The organism is Xanthomonas bromi, assembly GCF_900092025.1.
Classification (GTDB): domain Bacteria; phylum Pseudomonadota; class Gammaproteobacteria; order Xanthomonadales; family Xanthomonadaceae; genus Xanthomonas; species Xanthomonas bromi.
Genome location: NZ_FLTX01000013.1, coordinates 125,763 through 146,223, shown reverse-complemented (window position 1 = coordinate 146,223; position 20,461 = coordinate 125,763). Strand labels below are relative to the sequence as shown.

Annotated in this window: 19 protein-coding genes and 1 pseudogene; 5 read left to right on the top strand and 15 right to left on the bottom strand. The window is 64.7% G+C overall.

Going from position 1 to position 20,461, the window contains the following annotated elements:
- Positions 1 to 50: 50 nt before the first annotated feature.
- From XBLMG947_RS05730 to katB, 7 genes are all read right to left on the bottom strand, one after another.
- Positions 51 to 1,421 carry an ATP-binding protein gene (locus XBLMG947_RS05730; RefSeq protein ID WP_065466796.1) on the bottom strand — a complete coding sequence of 457 codons (1,371 nt, stop codon included), beginning with the start codon at positions 1,419 to 1,421 and terminating at the stop codon, positions 51 to 53.
- A 74-nt stretch (positions 1,422 to 1,495) separates the two neighbouring features.
- Positions 1,496 to 2,179, bottom strand: coding sequence for a response regulator transcription factor (locus tag XBLMG947_RS05725; protein WP_002808458.1), 684 nt, complete (start codon positions 2,177 to 2,179; stop codon positions 1,496 to 1,498).
- 71 nt (positions 2,180 to 2,250) lie between these two features.
- Positions 2,251 to 2,553, bottom strand: coding sequence for a hypothetical protein (locus XBLMG947_RS05720; RefSeq protein ID WP_065466795.1), 303 nt, complete (start codon positions 2,551 to 2,553; stop codon positions 2,251 to 2,253).
- 336 nt (positions 2,554 to 2,889) lie between these two features.
- A complete protein-coding gene (gene dusA, locus XBLMG947_RS05715; protein ID WP_065466794.1) occupies positions 2,890 to 3,894 on the bottom strand; it encodes a tRNA dihydrouridine(20/20a) synthase DusA in 1,005 nt (334 codons plus the stop codon).
- A 352-nt stretch (positions 3,895 to 4,246) separates the two neighbouring features.
- Positions 4,247 to 4,471, bottom strand: a complete 225-nt coding sequence (locus tag XBLMG947_RS05710) for a hypothetical protein (protein WP_065466793.1) — start codon at positions 4,469 to 4,471, stop codon at positions 4,247 to 4,249.
- A gap of 926 nt (positions 4,472 to 5,397) precedes the next feature.
- Entirely contained in the window at positions 5,398 to 5,973 is a 576-nt protein-coding gene (locus XBLMG947_RS05705; protein ID WP_065466792.1) for an ankyrin repeat domain-containing protein, read from the bottom strand.
- A gap of 57 nt (positions 5,974 to 6,030) precedes the next feature.
- Positions 6,031 to 7,536, bottom strand: coding sequence for a catalase KatB (gene katB / locus XBLMG947_RS05700; RefSeq protein WP_181093113.1), 1,506 nt, complete (start codon positions 7,534 to 7,536; stop codon positions 6,031 to 6,033).
- A 143-nt stretch (positions 7,537 to 7,679) separates the two neighbouring features.
- Here katB and XBLMG947_RS23140 point away from each other — a divergent pair, with 143 nt between their 5' ends.
- Positions 7,680 to 7,901, top strand: a complete 222-nt coding sequence (locus tag XBLMG947_RS23140) for a hypothetical protein (protein WP_167352004.1) — start codon at positions 7,680 to 7,682, stop codon at positions 7,899 to 7,901.
- Positions 7,902 to 8,028: 127 nt separating this feature from the next.
- Here the strand turns inward: XBLMG947_RS23140 and dinG are convergent, their stop codons facing one another.
- The 4 genes from dinG to aroE all read right to left on the bottom strand — a co-directional run bounded on the left by dinG (position 8,029) and on the right by aroE (position 11,873).
- Positions 8,029 to 10,164 (bottom strand): ATP-dependent DNA helicase DinG, encoded by a 2,136-nt coding sequence (gene dinG, locus XBLMG947_RS05695; protein WP_065466790.1) that lies wholly within the window; start codon positions 10,162 to 10,164, stop codon positions 8,029 to 8,031.
- A gap of 269 nt (positions 10,165 to 10,433) precedes the next feature.
- Positions 10,434 to 10,661: a hypothetical protein gene (locus tag XBLMG947_RS05690; protein WP_065466789.1), complete on the bottom strand. Its 228-nt coding sequence runs from the start codon at positions 10,659 to 10,661 to the stop codon at positions 10,434 to 10,436.
- Complete coding sequence (locus tag XBLMG947_RS05685) at positions 10,658 to 11,011, bottom strand: hypothetical protein (RefSeq protein ID WP_065466788.1); 354 nt, start codon at positions 11,009 to 11,011, stop codon at positions 10,658 to 10,660. The genes XBLMG947_RS05690 and XBLMG947_RS05685 overlap by 4 nt, the downstream gene beginning before the upstream one ends.
- Before the next feature lie 10 nt (positions 11,012 to 11,021).
- Positions 11,022 to 11,873: a shikimate dehydrogenase gene (gene aroE / locus XBLMG947_RS05680; RefSeq protein ID WP_065466787.1), complete on the bottom strand. Its 852-nt coding sequence runs from the start codon at positions 11,871 to 11,873 to the stop codon at positions 11,022 to 11,024.
- 52 nt (positions 11,874 to 11,925) lie between these two features.
- Here aroE and XBLMG947_RS05675 point away from each other — a divergent pair, with 52 nt between their 5' ends.
- On the top strand, positions 11,926 to 12,807 hold the full coding sequence (locus XBLMG947_RS05675) for a TolB family protein (RefSeq protein ID WP_065466786.1): 882 nt from the start codon (positions 11,926 to 11,928) through the stop codon (positions 12,805 to 12,807).
- 753 nt (positions 12,808 to 13,560) lie between these two features.
- Here XBLMG947_RS05675 and XBLMG947_RS05670 read toward each other — a convergent pair.
- A complete protein-coding gene (locus XBLMG947_RS05670) occupies positions 13,561 to 16,095 on the bottom strand; it encodes a PepSY domain-containing protein (protein ID WP_065466785.1) in 2,535 nt (844 codons plus the stop codon).
- Between the two features lie 232 nt (positions 16,096 to 16,327).
- Between XBLMG947_RS05670 and XBLMG947_RS05665 the strand changes: the two genes are divergently transcribed.
- A complete protein-coding gene (locus tag XBLMG947_RS05665) occupies positions 16,328 to 17,080 on the top strand; it encodes a DNA/RNA non-specific endonuclease (RefSeq protein ID WP_065466784.1) in 753 nt (250 codons plus the stop codon).
- Positions 17,081 to 17,193: 113 nt separating this feature from the next.
- On the opposite strand, the pseudogene XBLMG947_RS23500 reads toward XBLMG947_RS05665, so the two are convergent.
- From XBLMG947_RS23500 to XBLMG947_RS05650, 3 genes and pseudogenes are all read right to left on the bottom strand, one after another.
- Positions 17,194 to 17,436, bottom strand: a pseudogene (locus tag XBLMG947_RS23500) (LysR family transcriptional regulator); the annotation flags it as partial.
- 53 nt (positions 17,437 to 17,489) lie between these two features.
- Positions 17,490 to 18,482, bottom strand: a complete 993-nt coding sequence (gene hemB, locus XBLMG947_RS05655; RefSeq protein WP_065466782.1) for a porphobilinogen synthase — start codon at positions 18,480 to 18,482, stop codon at positions 17,490 to 17,492.
- Between the two features lie 226 nt (positions 18,483 to 18,708).
- Positions 18,709 to 18,951, bottom strand: a complete 243-nt coding sequence (locus XBLMG947_RS05650) for a hypothetical protein (protein ID WP_181093127.1) — start codon at positions 18,949 to 18,951, stop codon at positions 18,709 to 18,711.
- Positions 18,952 to 19,289: 338 nt separating this feature from the next.
- Between XBLMG947_RS05650 and XBLMG947_RS05645 the strand changes: the two genes are divergently transcribed.
- Complete coding sequence (locus tag XBLMG947_RS05645; RefSeq protein WP_065466780.1) at positions 19,290 to 19,736, top strand: hypothetical protein; 447 nt, start codon at positions 19,290 to 19,292, stop codon at positions 19,734 to 19,736.
- A gap of 259 nt (positions 19,737 to 19,995) precedes the next feature.
- Positions 19,996 to 20,349, top strand: a complete 354-nt coding sequence (locus XBLMG947_RS05640) for a hypothetical protein (protein WP_065466779.1) — start codon at positions 19,996 to 19,998, stop codon at positions 20,347 to 20,349.
- Positions 20,350 to 20,461 lie beyond the last annotated feature (112 nt).

Below are 20,461 nucleotides of genomic sequence, written 5' to 3'. Positions count from 1 at the left end.
CGGAAGGTCTGCGGACATTGACCACGGGTTCATCGGGCCGTTACCGACGATCACAATCCCGGCGGCAGGGTCACATCAAAGCGGGCGCCGCCCAGTTCCTGCGAGCGCACTACCTGCAGTTCGCCGCGGTAGGCCTTGATCAGATCCTGCACGATCGACATGCCGATGCCGTGCCCTTGCACGCGCTCATCCCCACGCACGCCGCGTTGCAGGATCTTGGCCACGTCTTCCGGAGCGATGCCGGGACCATCGTCTTCCACCGACAGAATCAACCCGGCACGACGGCTACCGGTGGTGGGGCCTGGTTGTGCGGTCAGCAATACGCGGCTGCGCGCCCACTTGAAGCCGTTTTCCAGCAGATTGCCGAGCAGTTCCTGCAAATCGCCCGGCTCGCCGTGAAAGCGCGCATCAGGCGAAATATCGAATTCGCACAACACGCCCTTGACCGAATACACCTTCTCCAGGCCACGCACGATTTCTTCGGCGGTCGGCTCGATCGGCAACGGTGCCGCAAACAATTTGTGCCCGCTGGAAGCCGCGCGTGCCAGCTGGTAGGACACCAGATCGTTCATGCGGCGCAGTTGCACATCCATTTCTTCGTGCAGGTCACGCTCGGACGCACCGCTATCCAATTGCGTACGCAACACGGCGATGGGGGTCTTGAGGCTGTGCGCCAGATCGGCCAGCGTATTGCGCTGGCGCTCCAGATTATCGCGCTCGCTCTCGATGAAGGCATTGATGCTGTCGGTCAACGGCTCCAGCTCGCGCGGATGCTGTTCGCTCATGCGCTGGATCTCACCGCGCTGCACTTTAGAGAGCTCGTTGATCACCCGCCGCAGCGGGCGCAGGCTCCATTGCAGGATGAACGCCTGCAGCACCAGCAATACCACGCCGGCACTGCCCAGGTAGAACCATACCGCGCTGCGGAACACACGCAGCTGCGCGCCCATCGAGCGCGCGTCTTCCATCACATAGATGGTGTACGGAATCTCGCCGCCATGTTCGCGCTCGACGTAGCTCACGCCCAGGCCATAGCGATACAGCTGGCCAAGGCTGCCGTCGATCTGGGTCATCTCCAGCGGGCCGATGAATTCTTCCTGGCGCGGCTCCAGCATACGGCCGTGCGGAATATTCGGACCTTCGGCCGACATCGAGGTCCAGCTTTCGTCCGGACGCACCACTTCCACATACAGCCCGCCACCGGGAACATCGAAGCGCGGGTCTGGCGGTTGTCCGCCGATATACAGCGACCCGTCACGCACGAAATCGATATTGGCCGCATACGCGGAGGCGTAGTTCTTCAACCGCTCGCGCAAATTCTTTTCGGCGGTGTCGGCGAACGCCACATCCAGCGCGTAACCGGCCAACGCCAGGAAGGCCACCAGGCTGAGGCTGGCGGCCAGCAGTTGGCGGGCCTGCAAGGAGCGCGGCCGCCAGCGTCTATACCACTTGGAGCGGCACGGCACCTGGTCTTCCTGTTCGTTGACGCGCGGACTCAGCCTTCGGTACGCGGAATGGCGAAGCGGTAACCACGGCCTCGCACGGTCTCGATCGGCTTGAGCTCACCATCGGGGTCGAGCTTCTTGCGCAGGCGACCGATGAACACTTCCAGCACATTCGAATCGCGGTCGAAGTCCTGCTGATAGATGTGCTCGGTGAGATCGGCCTTGGAGACCAGTTCGCCGGCATGCATCATCAGGTACTCGAGCACCTTGTACTCATAGCTGGTCAGATCGACGTTGGCGCCGTTGACGCTCACCGTCTGTGCCGCCAGGTCCAGCGCGACCGGACCGCACTCGAGCGTGGGCTTGCTCCAGCCCGCAGCGCGGCGGAGCAGCGCGTTGACGCGCGCCAGCAACTCTTCGACGTGGAATGGCTTGACCAGATAATCGTCGGCGCCCTGCTTGAGGCCTTCGACCTTGTCCTGCCAGCTCGAACGCGCGGTCAGGATCAGCACCGGGAATTTCTTGCCTTCGTCGCGCAGGGCCTTGATCAACTCCATGCCCGACATCTTGGGCAGGCCAAGATCGATGATGCCAACATCGAACGGCACTTCTCGGCCCATGTAGAGGCCTTCTTCGCCGTCTTGTGCAGCGTCAACCGCAAAGCCTTCACGCTTCAGACGCGCCGCAAGCGTTTCGCGCAGCGGAGCTTCGTCTTCGACCAAAAGGATACGCATGCACTCTCCCTAGTTACGTTGTCGGCCAGTGGCCGGGGAATTTATAAGACTGAACGCAGAACTATCTACGTTCAGTGGTTATCGTCGCGTGGTGGCGCGTCCGGTGGCGGCGCATCACGCGGCGGTGCCGCCTGCGTCTGCTCCGGCTCGTACACCGTGTGCACGCGCCCGTCCTTCATGTACTTGACCCGATTGAGATTGCCACCATCGAACGGCACGCGCTCGGCACCGAGGATTTGTCCACCGGTAGACCGTTGCACGTGTCGAATGGTGTCCGACAAGGTGCGGCTGTTGCCGCGTGCGGAGGGGGGCAATCCCTCGCGCCCGTTTTGCACCATCGGGTAGCCCTGGCCCCAGGCCGACGGCGCGACCATGGCTGCCCATAGGGCAACCAGAGCAACTGTGCGAGCGCGGCAGAGCGATTGGGTCACAAACGAATCCTAGCGGGTTGTTCAGGAACACTCAAAATTCGTGAAATCGGCCACGCGTTGCAGATGACCGAGTCCCGGAAGCGAGCCAAATTCTTGATTTTTCAGGGTGAATCCGATCTGAACTTTTTAGCTTCGAGTTAACGACGTTCAGTAAAATGAATATTGCTAGGCCGCGAAGCCACGATGGGTGCAGGTTGTGGCGAACGCGCACGCTGCGGAACGCCCCTCGAAGCCACCTATTCCAGCAACCTGTTCAGGAAGGCAAGCGGTGGGCCAAAACTAGGCGACCACCCGCCAGGACCGCGTATCGGTGCGCTGCAGCGCCTGCTCGACCAGGTCCCAATCGGCACCCGGGCGATGTGCGCCTTCGCTCAAGACCTGCCGAAACGCCCTTCCTCCAGGCTGCCCGTGGAACAAGCCCAGCACGTGCCGGGTCATGTGCTTCAAGGCCAGACCTTGCTCCAACTGGGATTCCACATACGGCCGCAATGCGCGCAGCAAGGACTCGCGCGGTTGCTCGGGCTGCTGGTTCAGGGCGGCGTCCAGACAATGCAGGACGTACGGGTCGTGGTAGGCCGCACGACCGAGCATGACGCCGTCGGTGTGCTGCAGATGCGCCATTGCAGTGTCCACCGCCGTGATGCCGCCATTGAGCACCACCGGCAGGCCGGGTCGCTCCTGCTTGAGCCGGTAGGCCCAGTCGTACCGCAGCGGTGGCACCTCGCGGTTTTCCTTCGGCGACAAGCCCTTAAGCCAGGCGTTGCGGGCATGCACCACCACCATCGCCGCGCCGGCCGCGACCACCTGGTCGACAAAGCGGGCGAACACCGCGTAATCGTCATCGTCGTCCACGCCGAGACGGCATTTGACCGTGATCGGCAAGTGGGTGGCGGCGCACATGGCAGCGACGCACTCGGCCACCAGCGCCGGTTCGCGCATCAGGCAGGCGCCGAACCGCCCGGCCTGCACGCGATCGGACGGGCAACCGCAATTGAGATTGATCTCATCAAAGCCCCACTCCTGCGCAATCGCCGCCGCCTGCGCGAGCAAGCCCGGATCGCTACCGCCCAGCTGCAGCGCCAGCGGATGTTCGACCGCATCGAAGCCGATCAGTCGCGCGCGATCGCCGTGGATCACCGCATTGGCATGCACCATCTCGGTATACAGGCGTGCGGACGGCGCCAACAGGCGATGGAAGACGCGGCAATGGCGGTCGGTCCAGTCCATCATGGGCGCCACGGACAGGCGCAAGGAGGCGGTGTAGCGATCGGTGGAGGCGGTCATCGACAGGGTGGCCGCAGCAAGCGGCCATGGGAATGCGAAGCAGGATCAACAGCTTACACGGGTGTCGATGAATCTGCGGCGGTGCGGCATGGCATGCTGAAGCGCCTGCTTTCGGACCTGGCTGCAGGATTGCGTGCGCGCTGCGCGAGGCGATCGCCCCCTATCAACCGATCGAATTCGAGCATGATGCGCGTTGTGGATCCCGCTGGTGACGCGCTTCGGTCGCCAGCATCACGACTGTGGTCTCCCGTCTGCGTTCGCCTCTGCGGAGCGAACGCGTTGCATCTCGTGACGAGCGGGGCTTTCTAAGTCCAGTGCAGCAGTAACCACTGCGCCCGGACGGAAGCGAAACTTACGGGGTACGCACACCGACACGCTCTTCGGCGCTCAGCGGCTTGCCGAGGGCGTGGTACGAGGCGACCAGCGTGATCAGGGCAGTGCCCATGACCGTGTAGAAGCTCCACGACTTGGCCAGCACGTGCACTTGGCCGAACACCAGTGCGACAACGGCAGTGGCAGTGCACAACACCATGGCCAGCAGAGACATCAGGAAAGGGATGGAAGGATCGAGCTTCATGGTCCGGGGGTTCCAAGGTGCGGTGCGATAGCTGCAGCATCGGCGTTCCCGGCGCTTTCTTGAACTGTTTCCTGCGCTTTTTTTCAGGCAATTTTGAGCAAGTCAGGAAGCACTCAGTTTTCTGTCAAAGCCTTGGCGCGCAAGGGTTTGCGTGTCAGAGAAATCCTGACGCACTGGCGAAAAAATCACCACCTGCGCCAGAGTTCCAACGCAGCCGTGGCGGAAAACCGACGGGTGGCGCGGGGCGCTTTTTGCGCCTGCCGTAGTGGAGGTTTCCGAGCTGCGCTGGTTGTCACGCTGCTGAGTCGATGCAGTGGACTACGGATGCGGGAAGCGCGGCGCGACAGATGCCGGAAGCCTTCACTTGGCACATGCGGGGCACCCGCTGGTACGGCGCCTCTAGGTACCCGTCAGGCCAGGCTGCGGTGAAGATGGTCGCGCAGGGCTCATGTGGGGCAGGGCCGGAGATGTGCTCCAGGCAATGGCCCGCCCGCACAGGACATGGAAGCTGCATCCAGATCTGCGGCTGATACTTTGACGTGAGAGATGGACCACAAAGGCAAGCGCCGCGCAACAGACATGGCGACAACGCATGGCCCAGGCCCATCAATCCTTCGCCGCAACAAAGAACCCACCCGATGCGCGCCGGACGCAGTGCACCCCGTCGCAGCTAGCCTGCGTTACTGGGCCGGCCGGCTTGGTCGGGGCGGCCATTCGTGATCGCACGTCGCGTCTATTGCCAATGCTGGAGTGCTTGGGGAAAAGAGCGATTGAGTAATCGCGTTACATGGCGCACAGCCGCTATCGGCGACCAGACGCGCCTCGCGCCGGCATGCGCAATGCGAAGCGGAACGACCGGCACTTCGACGCGCATGACACGCACAACGCAGCACTCGGGGGCCCAACCGGCACGCAAGAACGTGCGCTCAGCGCGCCGGAGCGGTGGCGAATTCGCCGCGTTGCAGTTTCGTCACGTCGTTGCCCTGCCCGTCTTTGAGGCTGAGATCTGCGCCCTTGGCGGCCAAGTCCTTGAGCACATCGGTGCGTTGGAACAACGCGGCATACATCGCCGCGGTCTGACCGGCATTGTTGCGTTGGTCCGGCGCGCAGTCGGCCTGCATCAGACGTTTGGCGATGCCCAGCTCGCCCTTGAAGATGGCGCCCATCAGGGCTGTGTTGCCACGCTTGTCCTGCGCGCAGGGGTCGGCTCCGGCGACTAGCAATTGCTCCACCGCCGGGCGCTGGCCGTGGTACGCGGCGAGGATCAGCGCGGTGTAGCCCTTCTCGTCGCGGGTGTTGAGGTCGTAATGCGAGCGAATGAATTCGGCCAGCATGTCCTGGCGGCCTTCGCGTGCGGCGTCGAAGAAATACGCGCGCAGTTGCAGCTTGATCTGCTCGGGTGTGGCGGTGGCCGTCGTGTTGGCAGCGGGCACGGATACCGGTGAAGCAGCATTGGCAACTGCAGACAGGCTCATTAGCATCGAACACAAGAGAGTGCGCATGGAGATCTCCCGAAATAAGACGACATCGCGGCGCGGGCCGCGATGTCGTCGTGCGGATCAGTCCTGCAGGCTGGAGGCCAGCTGCTTGACACGCGCCAGGTCGCCCTTGGCCACGCGGGTGACGCCGGTGCCGTACTCGGGGTCGGCCTTGTACAGGAACGACAGCATCAGGTGCTTGCTTTCGGTATCGGTGGTCGCCAGCGACTCGCCGAAGCTCTGCACCAGATCGGCGCGATCCTTCTTGCTGTAGGAGCGGTACAACTCACCGGCCTGTTTGAAATTCTGCTCGCGGGTGATCTTGGCCTGCTGGGTAGTGCCCGACAGCGGCAACACGCTGTAGCGCGCTGCGGTGTCCTGCGCACGCGGCTCAAGCCGGCTTGGCTCGTAGTTCACGCCGCTGGTGGTGTGGCCGGTATTGGCTTCGCCATCCTGGTTGCCGTTGTTGACCGCCACACGCGGGCGATTGACCGGCAGGCTCAGGCCGTTGGTCCCGATGCGATACAGCTGCGTATCGGCATAAGAGAAAATACGGCCCTGCAACAAATGGTCTTCAGACGGCTCGATACCCGGCACCAGATTGGCCGGCGCCATCGCCACCTGCTCGGTTTCCTGGAAGAAGTTGTCCACGTTCTTGTTCAACACCATCTGGCCGACTTTCTGCTCCGGCACGTTCGGCCAGATCTTGGTGGCGTCGAGCGGGTCGAAATCGAACTTGGCCAATTCTTCCGGCTTGAGCACCTGCACGTACAGGTCCCATTTCGGGTAGTCGCCCTTCTTGATCGCGCCGACCAGATCGTTGGTCAGGTGGCTGTAGTCCTTGGCTTGCACGGCAGCGACCTGCTTGGGATCGAGATTCTTGATGCCCTGCAGAGACTTCCAGTGGAACTTGACGTAATGCACTTCACCTTGGGCATTGACCAGCTTGTAGGCGTGCACGCCATTGCCGTCCATGAAGCGATAGCCGGCGGGCGTGCCTTCGTTGGAATACAGCAGGGTCAGCGTGCGCGTGCTTTCTGGCACGTGCGAGAAGAAATCGAAGCGACGCGAATCGTCGTCCAGATTAGTGCGCGGGTCCGGCTTGAACGCGTGGACCATGTCGGGGAACTTGATCGCATCGCGGATGAAGAACGTGGGGAAGTTGTTGCCGACCAAGTCCCAATTGCCTTCGCTGGTGTAGAACTTGGTCGCGAAACCATGCGGGTCGCGCAGCGTTTCCGGCGAATGATTGCCGTGTACCACCGAGGAAAAGCGCACGAAAACAGGGGTTTTTTCGCCAGCGCTGAACACCTTGGCCTTGGTCAGGCTGGACAGATCGGCGGTGGCGGTGAACTCGCCTTTGACGCCGGTGCCGCGCGCATGCACCACGCGTTCGGGAATGCGCTCGCGATCGAAGCGCTGCAGCTTCTGGATCAACTGCACGTCCTGCAGCAGGGTCGGGCCGGTGGCACCGGCTGTCTGCGAATTCTGGTTGTCGCCGACCTTGGCGCCATTGTCGCGGGTCAGAACGGATTGGGCGAAGACCGGCGGTGCGATCAGCGTGGGGGCTAGCAGGGCTAGCACCATGAGGGATCCAGGGCGCATGGCGTCAGCTCGTTTGAGGAGGCTGAATCATGGCCAGCAGGCCGAAGCGTGAGAAGTCGTTAGTTACGATCGCTGCGATAGGGGAACATGATGATGACCGCGTTGCGTGATATGCATCGCGTTCGATGTGGCAGCGCGTTGCAGATAACGCGTATTTTCTATCTGCAAGCACGTCGCTCGTGATCGCGCTGCATGCCATCGCCGCTGAAATCCTCACACTGATGCTGCGCTGCGAAGCAATGCCATGCGAAAAAACGCACTGCCTCCGCATCCACCAACTCGATAGCCTGGCCAGCAGAGTCGCCCGCGCGCATGATTGCCCGCGGCGGCATGCGGATGAGGGATGACGACGCGGACGTAGGTGGCGGTCGCTGCACTGGCCGCCTGCGCCTTGTCGACCGAGACCAGGCGGTCGATATCACTACTTGTTTGGGATCACTGAGCGCCGCAGTGGCACACGACGTGCCGATGTCCTCAGCGCCCGATCACCCGCTTGAACGGCGGCAAGGCATCGATGATGCGTTTGCCGTAGCGACGCGTGAGCAGGCGCGAGTCGAGAATGATCACGCGGCCATGATCGTTGGAGCTGCGGATCAAACGGCCGGCGAACTGGGTGAGCGTGCGTAGCGCATGCGGAATCGCGATCAGGTTGAAGGCATTGTGCCCGCGGCTTTCCAGCCATTCGCTCAAGGTCGATGTCTGCGGATCGGTGGGCACCGCGAACGGCACCTGGGTGATGACCACCGTGGTGCAGGCCTCGCCGGGCAGATCCAGGCCTTCGCCGAAGGAATTCAAACCGAACAACACCGAGCCTTCGCCGGCGGCAATGCGGCGCAGGTGTTCGGTGATCAGTTGCGACTTGTTGCCTTCGCCCTGCACCAGCACGCGGTTGCGTTGCGCCAACGGCATCAGGTCGGCCACCTTTTCCATCTTCCAGCGCGAGGTGAACAGCACGATGCTGCCCTTGGCGTTCCAATCCAGCTCGCGCACCAAGTACTTGGCCACTTCCTTGGGATGGCCTTCGCGATCGTCCGGGGTCACCGGAAAATTGGGCACGATCAATTCGGCCTGATTGGGCAGGTCGAACGGCGAGGCCAACGAGGCCATTTCGGCGTGCTCGGGCAGACCGTTATCGATGGCGAAGGATTGGAAATCGCCGCCGCCGGTGAGCGTGGCCGAGGTCATCACCACCGAATCCACTTCGTTCCAGATCATCGTGCGCAGCACCTGCGCCGCCGACACCGGCGAGCAATGGCAGATCAGATCGCCATCGCGCGACAGCGTGATCCAGCGCGCCATCGGCGGCTGGCCTTCCTTGTCCTCGCGCCGCCAGCCGCTCCACAGATTGTGCTGCTGCTCGGCCATTTCCAGCGCCAGGCCCAGGTTGCGTTGCAGGCGTTCGCGTGCGGCATCGTCCTGCTTGCCCTTGGCAACCGCGCCATGCGCGGCATGTACCCAGTTGAACAGCGCGCGGGTTTCTTCGCCCAGCTCCTCGATGGCCGGGCCCCATTGCGGCGGCAACTTGCCGTTGGCGGCACGCCACAACGGATCGCGCTCGCCGGGCTCGGGCTTCCACACACGTTCGACCTCGGCATGGAAGGCCTTGAGCAGTTTGGACACCCGCGCCGCCACCTCGATGGCTTCGTTGGGCAGCAGGTTGCCGATCTTGTCCTTGTCCACCGCGCGATATGCGGCGGCGATCAGGATCTGCATGCGGCCGGTGCGCTTGGCCATCTCGTCCAGCGGCAGATTGGCCGCGCCCTGGTCGATTGCCACACCGGCGATGTGGTGGCCCTCGTCGAGCACCAGCAGCATGTCCGATGGCGGGGCGATCAGCGGCTGACCATTTTCGGCATCGCCCAGCGACAACGAGGACAGCAGCAGGGCGTGATTGGTGACCACGATCTGCGCCTCGCGCACATCGGTACGCGCCTTGAGCACCGGGCATTGCGCGGCGTAGCTGCAGCGGCGTCCCGCGCAGCCGGAAGCCGGCGTGGTGATGCGCATGCGCAGCGGCACCGAGACCTGCTCGGGGGCATCGTCCAGGTCGCCGTTCCAGGTGCGCGCGGCGTAGGCCTTGGCCAGCCGTTTGGCCAGATCCGCATCGACCGGGCTGAGCGGGCGGTCGTAGAGCGCCTGCTCGTCTTCGAACATGGCGTTCTGGCTGGTGTCGCCTTCCAGCTCGGCGGCATTGCGCGTGCACAGGTAGCGGGTGCGGCCCTTGGCCAGCGCCACGGTCGCTTCCAGCCCGGTGGCCTTGAGGAAGGCCGGGATGTCGCGTTCCACCAGCTGCGACTGCAGCGCCACAGTGCCGGTGCTGATCACCAGTTTTTTCTTGGTGGCCAGGGCGATCGGCACGCCCGCAGTGAGGTAGCCCAGGCTCTTGCCGACGCCGGTGGGCGCCTCGGCGATGCCGATGCCGCCGGAAGTGGCCAGCGCACGCGAGACCAGCCCGATCATCTGGCTCTGCGCACGGCGGGTGGCAAAGCCGGGCGTGTTGGCCTGCAGCTTGGCGTAGGCGTCGCGGATGCCGGCCTTGATCGGGTCGGTCAGCACGCGCTGGGGGGGGACGGGCGCGGACGGTGCGGCCGGTGGGGCAAGGTCACTCATCGCGCCATTTTCGCACGGACCGGCGCAGCGCCTGCGACCGATCCGCGCGGCAGCTGAACCTGTTTGTCTGCTGCCGTTGCATCGCCTGGGACCAGCGCCTGTGACGGACGAACGACGGATGGAGGCGGATGCTGCGGTCGGCGGCCGCGTGTGGGCTGCGCTTGTCGTTGTCGAGCAAACCTGAGCGTTCTGAATGCCATGCAGCGCTGCATAGGCGCACTCGAAGCCAGGCCACCGCCAGGCACTGCCAGACGTTCAGAACCTGACGATCAAGCGCGTCGCGGCCAGGCGTAGCGGGTCCACACCACGCCGATCACCGCCATCATCACGCCCACCGCCAACATGCCGACGCCCACACCGGCCGGACCGAAGCGTTCGTACAGCAGGCCGCCCCGGTTGACCGCCGCCAGCGCCTGCGGATGCAGCAACGTCCAGCCGCCCTGCCCTGCGCAGATCAGACCGACCAGGGTGAGCGCGAGCGCCTTGAGCGGAATCATGCGCGCGGACCCGCAGCCGGCGGCAGCCGTTGCAGGCTACGCGCCAGGGTCCACACCAGCACGCCGATGCCCACGCCTTGCACCGCCGTCAGCACGAAGCGGCCGACGCCCATGACCAGACCGATCTGGCGCACGTTGCCTTGCTGCATCAACAGCATCGGAATCGCCTGCAGGGCCACCTCGGCCAGCAGGCATCCCAGCAGCAACCACAGCCCGACCAGCGCGGCGCGCCGCAGCGGCCCGTGCGGGGCGCGCCACAGCAACACCAGCCCCAGCAACAAGGCGATCAGCATCGGCGCCCGCGACAGCAGGCTGGTGATCAGGCTGAGCAGGATGTCGGTGGTGGTCATGGCCACCGGCTCAGTCCGCGCTGACCAGCACGGCATCGCGCGCGCGCAGCGCGGCATAGACCGGGTCGGTGTCCGGGCGCACGCCGTGCCACAGCGCGAAACTTTCCGCCGCCTGTTCCACCAGCATGCCCAGGCCGTCGATGGCGTACCGGCAATGCGCCGCGCGCGCCCAGGCCAGGAACGCGATGGCGGTTTCGCCGTAGTTGAGATCCACCGCGGCGGTGAGGCTGTTGACCAGGCCCAGCGGCAGCGAGAACGCACCGGCATCGCGGTCGCGACCGGCAGCGGTCGCGTTGACGATCAGTTCGAAGTCGCCCAGTTCGCGCAGGTCTTCGATGTAGCGCGAGACCACCCGGCCGGGTTCGCCCAGCGCATCGCACAACGCGTCGGCACGCTCGGGCGAGCGATTCACCACCACCATCTCGGTGATCCCTGCGTCCAGCAGCGCCGGCGCCACCCCGCGGGCAGCACCGCCGGCGCCCAGCAACAGCACGCGGCGACCGCGCAGATCCAGGCCGTGGCGATCGGTGAGGTCGCGCACCAGGCCGATACCGTCGGTGTTGTCGCCCTGCCACTGGCCATCGTGACGCACCAGTGTGTTCACCGCCCCGGCCAATCGCGCGCGATCGCTCAGGCTACTGGCCAGCGCACACGCCGCTTCCTTCAACGGCAGGGTAACGTTCGCGCCCTTGCCGCCTTCGTCGGCGAAGCGTTGCAGCGCGGCACTGAAGTCCTCCGGCGGCGCATCGATGGCGGTGTAGTCCAGCGCAATGCCGGTCTGCTTCCCGAAGTCGGCGTGGATGGCCGGCGACAGCGAATGGGCGACGGGGTGACCGAACACGGCATAACGGGATACGGGCATGAAACGCTCTCTGGTTGACTAGACTGTGCGCGACTTGAGGCAGGAACACCGCATGCAATTTCGATGGACGCTGCTCACGCTGGCGGCAAGTTTACTCTGCGTCCCGTCTGCTTCGGGGCTTGCCGAATTCGGCATCGAGGGCATGGGCGTGGTCTCCACGCCGGCCAACGAGGCGCGCGCCACGCTCAGCCCGGACGGGCAGCGTATCGTCTGGGCCAGCGACCGTGCCGGCGGCGCCGGCGGCTGGGACCTGTGGCAGGCGCAGCTGCGTGGCGGGCGCTGGCAGGACACGCAGCCGCTGTCGCTCAACACCGCCCGGGACGAGACCACCCCGCTGTTCAGTACCGATGGCCGTTGGCTGCTGTTTGCCTCCACCCGACCAGGCGGCGCCGGCGGCAGCGACCTGTACCGGGCGGCGGTGGATGCGCACGGCGTCGTGGGCGCGGTGCAATCGCTGGGGGCGGCGATCAACAGCGACGGCAACGAGCGCGCGCCGACGCTGTCGCTGGACGGCAAGCGCCTGCTGTTCGCCAGCGACGGACATGGCGGCGCCGGCGGCATGGACCTGTTCGTGGCGCACTGGGATGGAAAGGCATTCACTGCGCCCATGCCCTTACGCGACATCAACAGCGCAGCCGACGAACTGGACGCAGCCTGGCTCGGCGACGAACGCGCACTGGTCTGGGCCCGCGGGAACATCGATGGCCCCAGCCAGTTGCTGCTGGCCGTCTGCAAGGACGGGCATTTTGCACAGGGCCAGGCGTTGCCGCTGTCATTCAACGGACCACAGGAGCGCACCTTCGGCGCGGTCGTGGATACGGCAAAACCCGGCGAATTGCTGGTGACCGGCAGTGCGCGTGCGCCGCGCGCAGGGCAGCTGGATATCTACCGCATGAAGGCACCGGCAGCCGATGGCGATGCGCGTTGCCGTTGAGGTGGAGGGAGTCGCAATGTCAGACGCAGACCGGCTGGTCTCATTTATGGCATGCCGGTTTATTGCAGGGCGGATAATCTGGGCTTCGGTGCAGGCCGGCTTATCTGAGATCTGGCTGCAGAGCACTTGATCTGCAACTGGGCTGGGCGGTCCTTGCCCGCAGCACACGCTGCAAGTACGTCCTTGTGAGCTCCTTGGCGGGACCCATGCCGCCACGGGTCCCGCGACGGTGGGCGGGCAAGGACCAGTCGCGTTGTTCGGTGTGCATTGCGCGATTCATTAGACGAATCACGCGTTAGCTCAGTGGATGCCTTGCCGCAGCGGCTAGCTGCTGTCATGACCGCGCAATTCGCAGCAACAACCCAATCGAAAAGTGCAGCGATCTGTCCGTAGCAGTGAGCTGCGTTAGCTAGATGCCAGCCAGCGCGCGCGCGTTACCCTCGCCGCTTGCGCGACCGTCGGCGCTATGCATGCCGCCATTGAGCCCCCCATGGATGGGTTCACGGCGTGTCCCGCGAGCGGCGAGGACACCGCGCGCTCGACCAGCTGGGCTTTTCGATTGCATCGACCAGGATGCGGATAACCAAGCGCTGTGTCGCCATCGCGCGAGCAGCGAGCAAGCAGTGCTCAAAATCGGCACCTATCAGTCGTGCGTGGCGACCTGCGGTTCTGGACCCTCCGCGCCCGCCTGACGCTCACGCACCGCGTTTTGCTAGCCGATGTAAGTCTGGAATGCAGCGCACATCACCACACTCAATACACATCGCGCCGATAACGGCCCGCTGCGGTCAACGATTCCAGCCGCGTATCGCCGAGCAGTTCTCGCAAGGTGGCATCGACTTCGCGCGCCATGCTGTCCAGACTGCCGCAGACGTAAATCACGGCGCCGCGGTCGATCCAGTGCCGCAGCGTGTCGCCTGCGTCGCGGAGGTGATGCTGCACGTAGCGTTTTTGCGGTTGATCGCGCGAGAACACCCAGTGCAGTTGCTGCAGATGCCCGCTCGCCTGCCAGGCCTGCAACTCCTCTGCGAACAAACGGTCATGCATCGCCTGTCGTTCGCCGAACAACAACCAGTGCCCATGCACGCCGGCCAACTCGGCTTCGCGTAGCAGCGCGCGCAGGCCGGCAATGCCGGTGCCATTGCCGATCAAGACCATCGGCATTGTTTCGACCCGATGAAACCCGGGATTGGTGCGCAACCGCGCGCGCACCGGCGTGCCGATCGCCGCATGGCAGATCAACCACCCTGAGCCCAGACCGGGGCTGCCATCAATACGCGCGGTCAGGCGCACCACCACCGTCGCCGTCCCATCGGCCGGCACGCTGGAAAGCGAATAATCGCGTGTGGGCAGCCAGGCGCAGGCGTCCAGCCAGCTCTGCGGATCCGGGGGATCGGCAGGCGGCGTTGCGGGCGGCTCCGGCAGCAGGCGCTCGGCGGCGGCCTGCTGCAGCGGCAGCAACTGCGCGTCCACGTGCACCAGCACGTCGGGCGACAGGCCCCAGGCGGCCAGACAAGCTCGCACCTGCGCTGCGTCATGCGCAGGCTGCACTTCGAGAATGTCGCCGGCTTGCCACTGCGCATCAGCCGGCGGCTGCAGATCGATGCGCCAGATCGGCGCCCCCTCACTGCCCGGATTCAGATGCGTGCGCGAGGACAGCATCCATTCGCTCAACATGGGCCGTGCCAGGGGCGCAGCGCTCACTGGTGCACCGGCGATCTGGCCCAGCTGCGCATGCCATTGCGCCAGCGCCTGCGGATCGCCGTTGTCCATTTCCACCGCGGGAAACAGCGCACGTGCGCCCTGTGCCTCCAGCCACTGTTCGACACGCCGCGCGAATCCGCAGAACTGTGCGTATTGGCGGTCGCCCAGCGCCAGCACCGCGTAAGTCAATTGCGGCAGTTCCAGGCGTTGCCGCAGCAGTTCGCGCTCGAAGCCGCGTGCCGCATCCGGTGGCTCGCCGTCACCGAAGGTGCTGATCACCAACAGCGCGTGCCGCGCGCGTTGCAGTTCCTGCGCATCCACTTGCGCCAGCGAGCGCACCTGCACCGACAAGCCAGCGGCCTGCAGATGCCCAGCGGCCTGCCAGGCCAACCGTTCGGCAAAACCGCTCTGGCTGGCAAACGCAATCAACCACGGTGCGGCTTGCGACGCCGGCGCTGCGCCCTGCAAGACCATCCGCGCGGCACGCAGCTCGCGTTTCTTGCGGCGCCGATCCAGATACAACATCCAGCCGGTGACGAAAAACACCGACATGCCAAGGCTGGCCAACATCACCACGATGCGCCCGGGCAGCCCGAAAAAACTGCCCGAGTGCAGCGGGAACATGCTCACCAGCAATTGTTGTCCGCGCGGCAGCAGCGCGTAGTCCTGGCGCTGCAGCAGTGCTCCGCTGTCCGGCGCGATATCAAGACTGTTGTAGGCGCGATCGTGATCGGGATTGTCAGGCAGGAACCGTACATTCAACGGCTGCCCGGCGCGCGTGGGAATGCGCAGATCCAAGGCAGCGCTGTGCGTGGCCGGAATGCCATCGAGCGTGCGTTGCACGTGTGCGAAATCCACGGTGGCCGGGCGGTTATCGTGTCCGTTGCCGCGCATCGTCGGCGCGCTGCCGAGCAAGGCCACCATGCCATCGCGATACCAGGTGTAGGACCAGGTCAGCCCGGTCAGTGCGACCAGCAGATACACCAGCAGGCACCAGGTACCGAACACCGCATGCAGGCTCCACAAAAAACTGCGCCCCTGCCGTCGCCATTCCACCACCCACCAGGTGCGTGGGCTCCACCACCGACGCGGCCAGCGCAGATACAGCCCGGATGCGCAAAAGAACAGCAGAATCAAGGCGCACGCACCGGTGACCGCCTGCCCGCGCTTGCCGGCCGTCAGATTGCGGTGCAGGTCTTCGATGAAGGCAAATGCAGCGCTCAGCCGTGGCGGCGCGACCCGCTCACCGGTGTAAGGATCGAAGTACACCCGGCCAACGCCCTTGCCGGGGAGGCGGGCGGCGGATGGACGCGCGCCGGTGGGGTCGATCAACAGGCGCGTGACCGCCGGCTTCTGCCGCCCATCGGTTGGGGCCAGAGCGAGCCGTTGCAGCAACACGTCCACGGGCAATGGCCGCTCTCCCGCCGCATGCCGCTGCGCCAGCTGTGCAATGGCCGGGTTGGCCATGCGTACGATCTCGTTTTCGAAGGACATCAACGCGCCGGTCAGGCCCATCACCGACAGCACCAGCCCGGCTGTGATGCCGAGCAGCCAGTGCAGCTGGAACAGGAGCGTCTTGATCAAGACCTGGACACGAAACAGGGCGGCCGACCATTGTAGATGAGAATGAGTCTCGCAACCGCGCGTCGCCACCGCTGATGGCGTTCTGCGGCAGCCTCACGTGCCGCGTGCTCGGAACGGCCCGCCCTGTCTCATGCGCCTGCAGCGCACCGTCATCTGTCGCACATCGCGCGGTCATCGTTTGGACATCGCACCTTGCCACCTTCCTCGCTCCCTTAGGCAAGCGAGCTCTGCAATGTCCTTTTTCTTGCGCGGTTGTGTGGCCCTGGCAGTGTTGTGCACCACCTCCGTGGCGGTGGCCGCCAGCCGTTGTCCCACGCTTTACGCAAACGGCACCCCGCCTGCCGTGAGCAGCGCCACCAGTCGTACCACCGAGGTGTGCCACACCGAATACGTGCTGCTGGCCTTGGGCGTGACCAAGGACCCGGTGTATTCGGCCGAGCATCTGACCGACCAGCAGGTTGCCGGCGCCGAGGCGATCGGCCGGGTCGGCTCGTTTCACGACGAAACCGGGATCCCGGCCGCCGACCGTTCGAAAAGTTCCGACTACACCAACACCGGCTACGACCGCGGGCACATGACGCCGGCCGGCGATGCATCGACCGAAAGCTCGGAGAAAGAGACCTTTTCCATGGCCAACGTCGTCCCGCAGGACCACAAGCTCAACACCGGCGAGTGGGCGCACATCGAAGAACAGGTACGTCAGTTGGCCAAGCAGCACGGCGAGTTGTATGTGGTGACCGGCCCGGCGTTCGACAGCGGCACCGCACCGACCGTCGGCACCGACAAGGTCGCCGTGCCGGCGTATGTATGGAAAGCGATCTACGAGCCGGGCGTGGGCGCGGGCGCGTATCTGTGCGTCAACGACAGCAGCATCAGCTGCGACGTGGTGTCGATCAACGACCTGGTCATGATGACCAACGTCGACCCGTTCCCGTCGCTCAACGCGAGCATGAAGTCGCAGGCGATCGCGTTGGTGCTGCCGTAACTTCCACGCTGCCGCGCAGCAGGCCGCTGCACGCGCAGCAAGCTGGTGGACGTGGCATGCAGACGGCAATCGCAGCGGCAGTGTGCATGCGGGGCGCACGCACACTGCCGCTGTCAGTTGCTGCCGATGCCAGCGTCTGGCGCGGCGCAGTGCGTGGCCAATCCTTCCGCCAGGGCCGCGAACACCGCACTGCAGGCGGCACTGGCGCGCACGTCCTGATGCATCGTGACCCAGACGTCCAGGGCAATGCCAACCTGCCGTGGCAACACCGGCAGCAGGCATAGCGTGCGTTGCGCCAGCGCGGCCTGACAGAAGTCGATGCCGCATCCGGCACGGATCAGCGCCAGCTGTGCCAGACGCTGTCAGCACGCAGCGGCGCCTGCGGCGAGGTGGCCGCAGGCGTTCGCACTCAGCGCGTTTCGCGCAACCAGCGCGCCACTTGCGGGGCGAAATAGGTCAGCACGCCATCGGCACCGGCACGCTTGAAGGCCATCAACGCCTCGAGCACGCACTTGCGCTCATCCAGCCAGCCATTGGCCGCTGCCGCCTTGAGCATCGCGTACTCGCCGCTGACCTGATACGCAAAGGTCGGTACGCGAAATTCTTCCTTCACCCGCCGCACCACATCCAGGTACGGCATGCCCGGCTTGACCATCACCATGTCCGCGCCCTCTTCCAGGTCCAGCGCGATCTCGCGCATGGCCTCGTCGCCGTTGGCCGGATCCATCTGGTAGGTGGTCTTGTCGGCCTTGCCCAGATTGCCGGCGCTGCCCACTGCATCGCGGAACGGGCCGTAGAACGCCGAAGCGTACTTGGCCGAATACGCCATGATGCGCACGTTGAGATGGTCGTCGGCATCCAGCGCGCGGCGGATCGCGCCGATGCGGCCGTCCATCATGTCCGACGGCGAAATGATGTCCACGCCGGCCTGCGCATGCGACAACGATTGCTTGACCAGCGCCTCGACGGTGATCTCGTTGAGCACATAGCCGGTGTCGTCGATGATGCCGTCCTGGCCGTGGGTGGTGTACGGGTCCAGCGCCACGTCGGTCATGACGCCCAGTTCGGGGAAGCGCGACTTCAACGCACGCACCGCGCGCTGCGCCAGACCGTCCGAATTCCAGGCCTCGGCCGCATCCAGGCTTTTGCCGGCCGGGTCGATGACCGGGAACAGATCGATCACCGGGATGCCCAATTCCAGCGCGTTCTCTGCCTCGCGCAGCAGCTCATCCAGCGACAGCCGTTCCACGCCCGGCATCGACGCGATCGGCGCGCGGCCGGACAACTCATGCACGAACACCGGCCAGATCAGGTCATCGGTGGTCAGCGTGTTTTCGCGCATCAACCGACGCGAAAACGCGTCGTGGCGCATGCGGCGGGGGCGGTAGTGCGGATGGGCCATGACAAGGCTCCTTTAGACAGCGCATCAGTCTACGCCGCCATCCCACGCAGAGCGCGCTGCGACGCACTGTCGCAGCGTTGCAACGGAACGAGGGCTGCTGCTTGCGTCCTGCCAACGGCAGGCCGCACAGCGCATCCAAGGCTAGCGAGGCCGACCCTGCCCGACGCGCGCACCCGACACCCGCAGACGCACGTACGCATCGCCGCCTTATCGAAGGCGTCCTAGCCTAGACGATGCCGCCGCCCAGGCTCAGGCGAATCGCCCCGACCACGATCACCAAGCCGTTGAGCAGCAAACCGGTCTTGGCCCGACCGCGATTGCCGGCCGAGGTAAACAACAGCGCGATGGCAGCGATCACAGCACCCACCGCCGCGAACGGAATCAGGAACCAATTGCCCCAGCCCAGCAGCGGGATGAAGGCCAGGACCATCCAGAGCAACGCCACGATGCCCCACAACAGACTGATCACTCCCACGTGCCACCTCGTCTTGAAGAAAGCACGAGCTTACCGGCGCGGCCGTCCTCACGCCGTGGGCGGGTGGTCATCGTGACCAATGGCGGTTTGGCGGCAGCCTCACATGGGCGTGGCTAGGGTGCGACAAGGTCCGGGGCGACGCAGTGCGACCCATTGCGCAGCCGCCGCCAGTTGGCGCGGCGGGTGCTCGCGCGGACTGGACCGTTCGTACATCGCGGCTACTCCGCGTCGCCAGTACTGGCCTGACGGCGGCGCGCTACCGCGTGTTAGCCGCTCTTCAGTCCGGGCGCAGGATCATCGCCGTCATCACCATCATCCAAGGGGGCCATATCATGAACAGGCATTTTGTCGTCGGCGCCGCACTGGCCCTGCTGCTGGCCGGTTGCGCCAGCAGCTCCAAGGTGATGCTCGGCCAGGCACGCGCACCGATCAACCCCGCGCAAGTGCAGGTGTATTCCCACGCCCCGGTTGGCTCGGTGGAAATCGCCCAGCTCGAATCGACCAGCGCCGCCGGCTTCGGCACCCAGGGCCAGACCGACGCCGCCGTGCAACGCCTCAAGCGCGAAGCCGCAAAGTTGGGCGCCAACGGCGTGGTCATCGTCGGCGTGGGCTCCGAACGCTCCGGCGGCGGCCTGTCGGTCGGCGGTGGCAGCTACGGCGGCCACGTCGGCGGCGGCCTGGGTATTGGTATCCCGACCACCCAGAAGCGTGCGGCAGGTGTGGCGATCTGGGTGCCGGCGGGGGCGAGCGATGCCTCTCGCTCACCGCCTAACCAATAAACCGCTCGACTTGGATTCGGACGCTTTCGACCGGCAAGAGGCCAGTACCAAACTAGAGACCAGCCTTTTTGCTGCTTTTAGCCGGAAAGCACTCCAGGCCAGCTTGTAGTGAAACGCCAAATCGGATGCAGTATCCTCCGCCGGCGGACAGGTTGAGCTGGCCAGGCGATAGTTCACCAGAGGGTTGCTGCTGACTCGCAAGACATCACTCGCACTTGGCAAAGCACAACCTTGATCTCAATCACCTTAAGGAATAGCCATGAAAAGCTGGATAGGGATATTGATGTTGGCGGGATGCTTTGCTGGACAGGCGGCAGCAGAGACCACGGGTGTGACTTTGGTATGTCGCATGAACGATCCTTTCCTTTTCTGCTCGGACGGCTGTGCAGACCCAGACCACCACTGGGCACCGCTGGACCCAATCCAGGCCACCATAAAGCCCGTTGCGCCCTATTGCCCGTTTCCGACGACTGCGGATACGAACTACTGCAAGGGCTGGTCGCAACGTGCCTTCACAGCGTATTTCCAGTACGTCGATGTCTGCCCAAAGGCTAAAAAGACGGGCGACTGGACCGGTAAAAAGCCTGCGGACATGGTTCCGTTCAAGCATTGATTTCAACCCGGGCGGTATGAGCCCAAAAACCTTGCCTACCTACTCCAGAAAACAACGCTGACGAAGGCGCGTTAACGCATATTTGCGCAAACGCACCCCCATCGACTGTTTG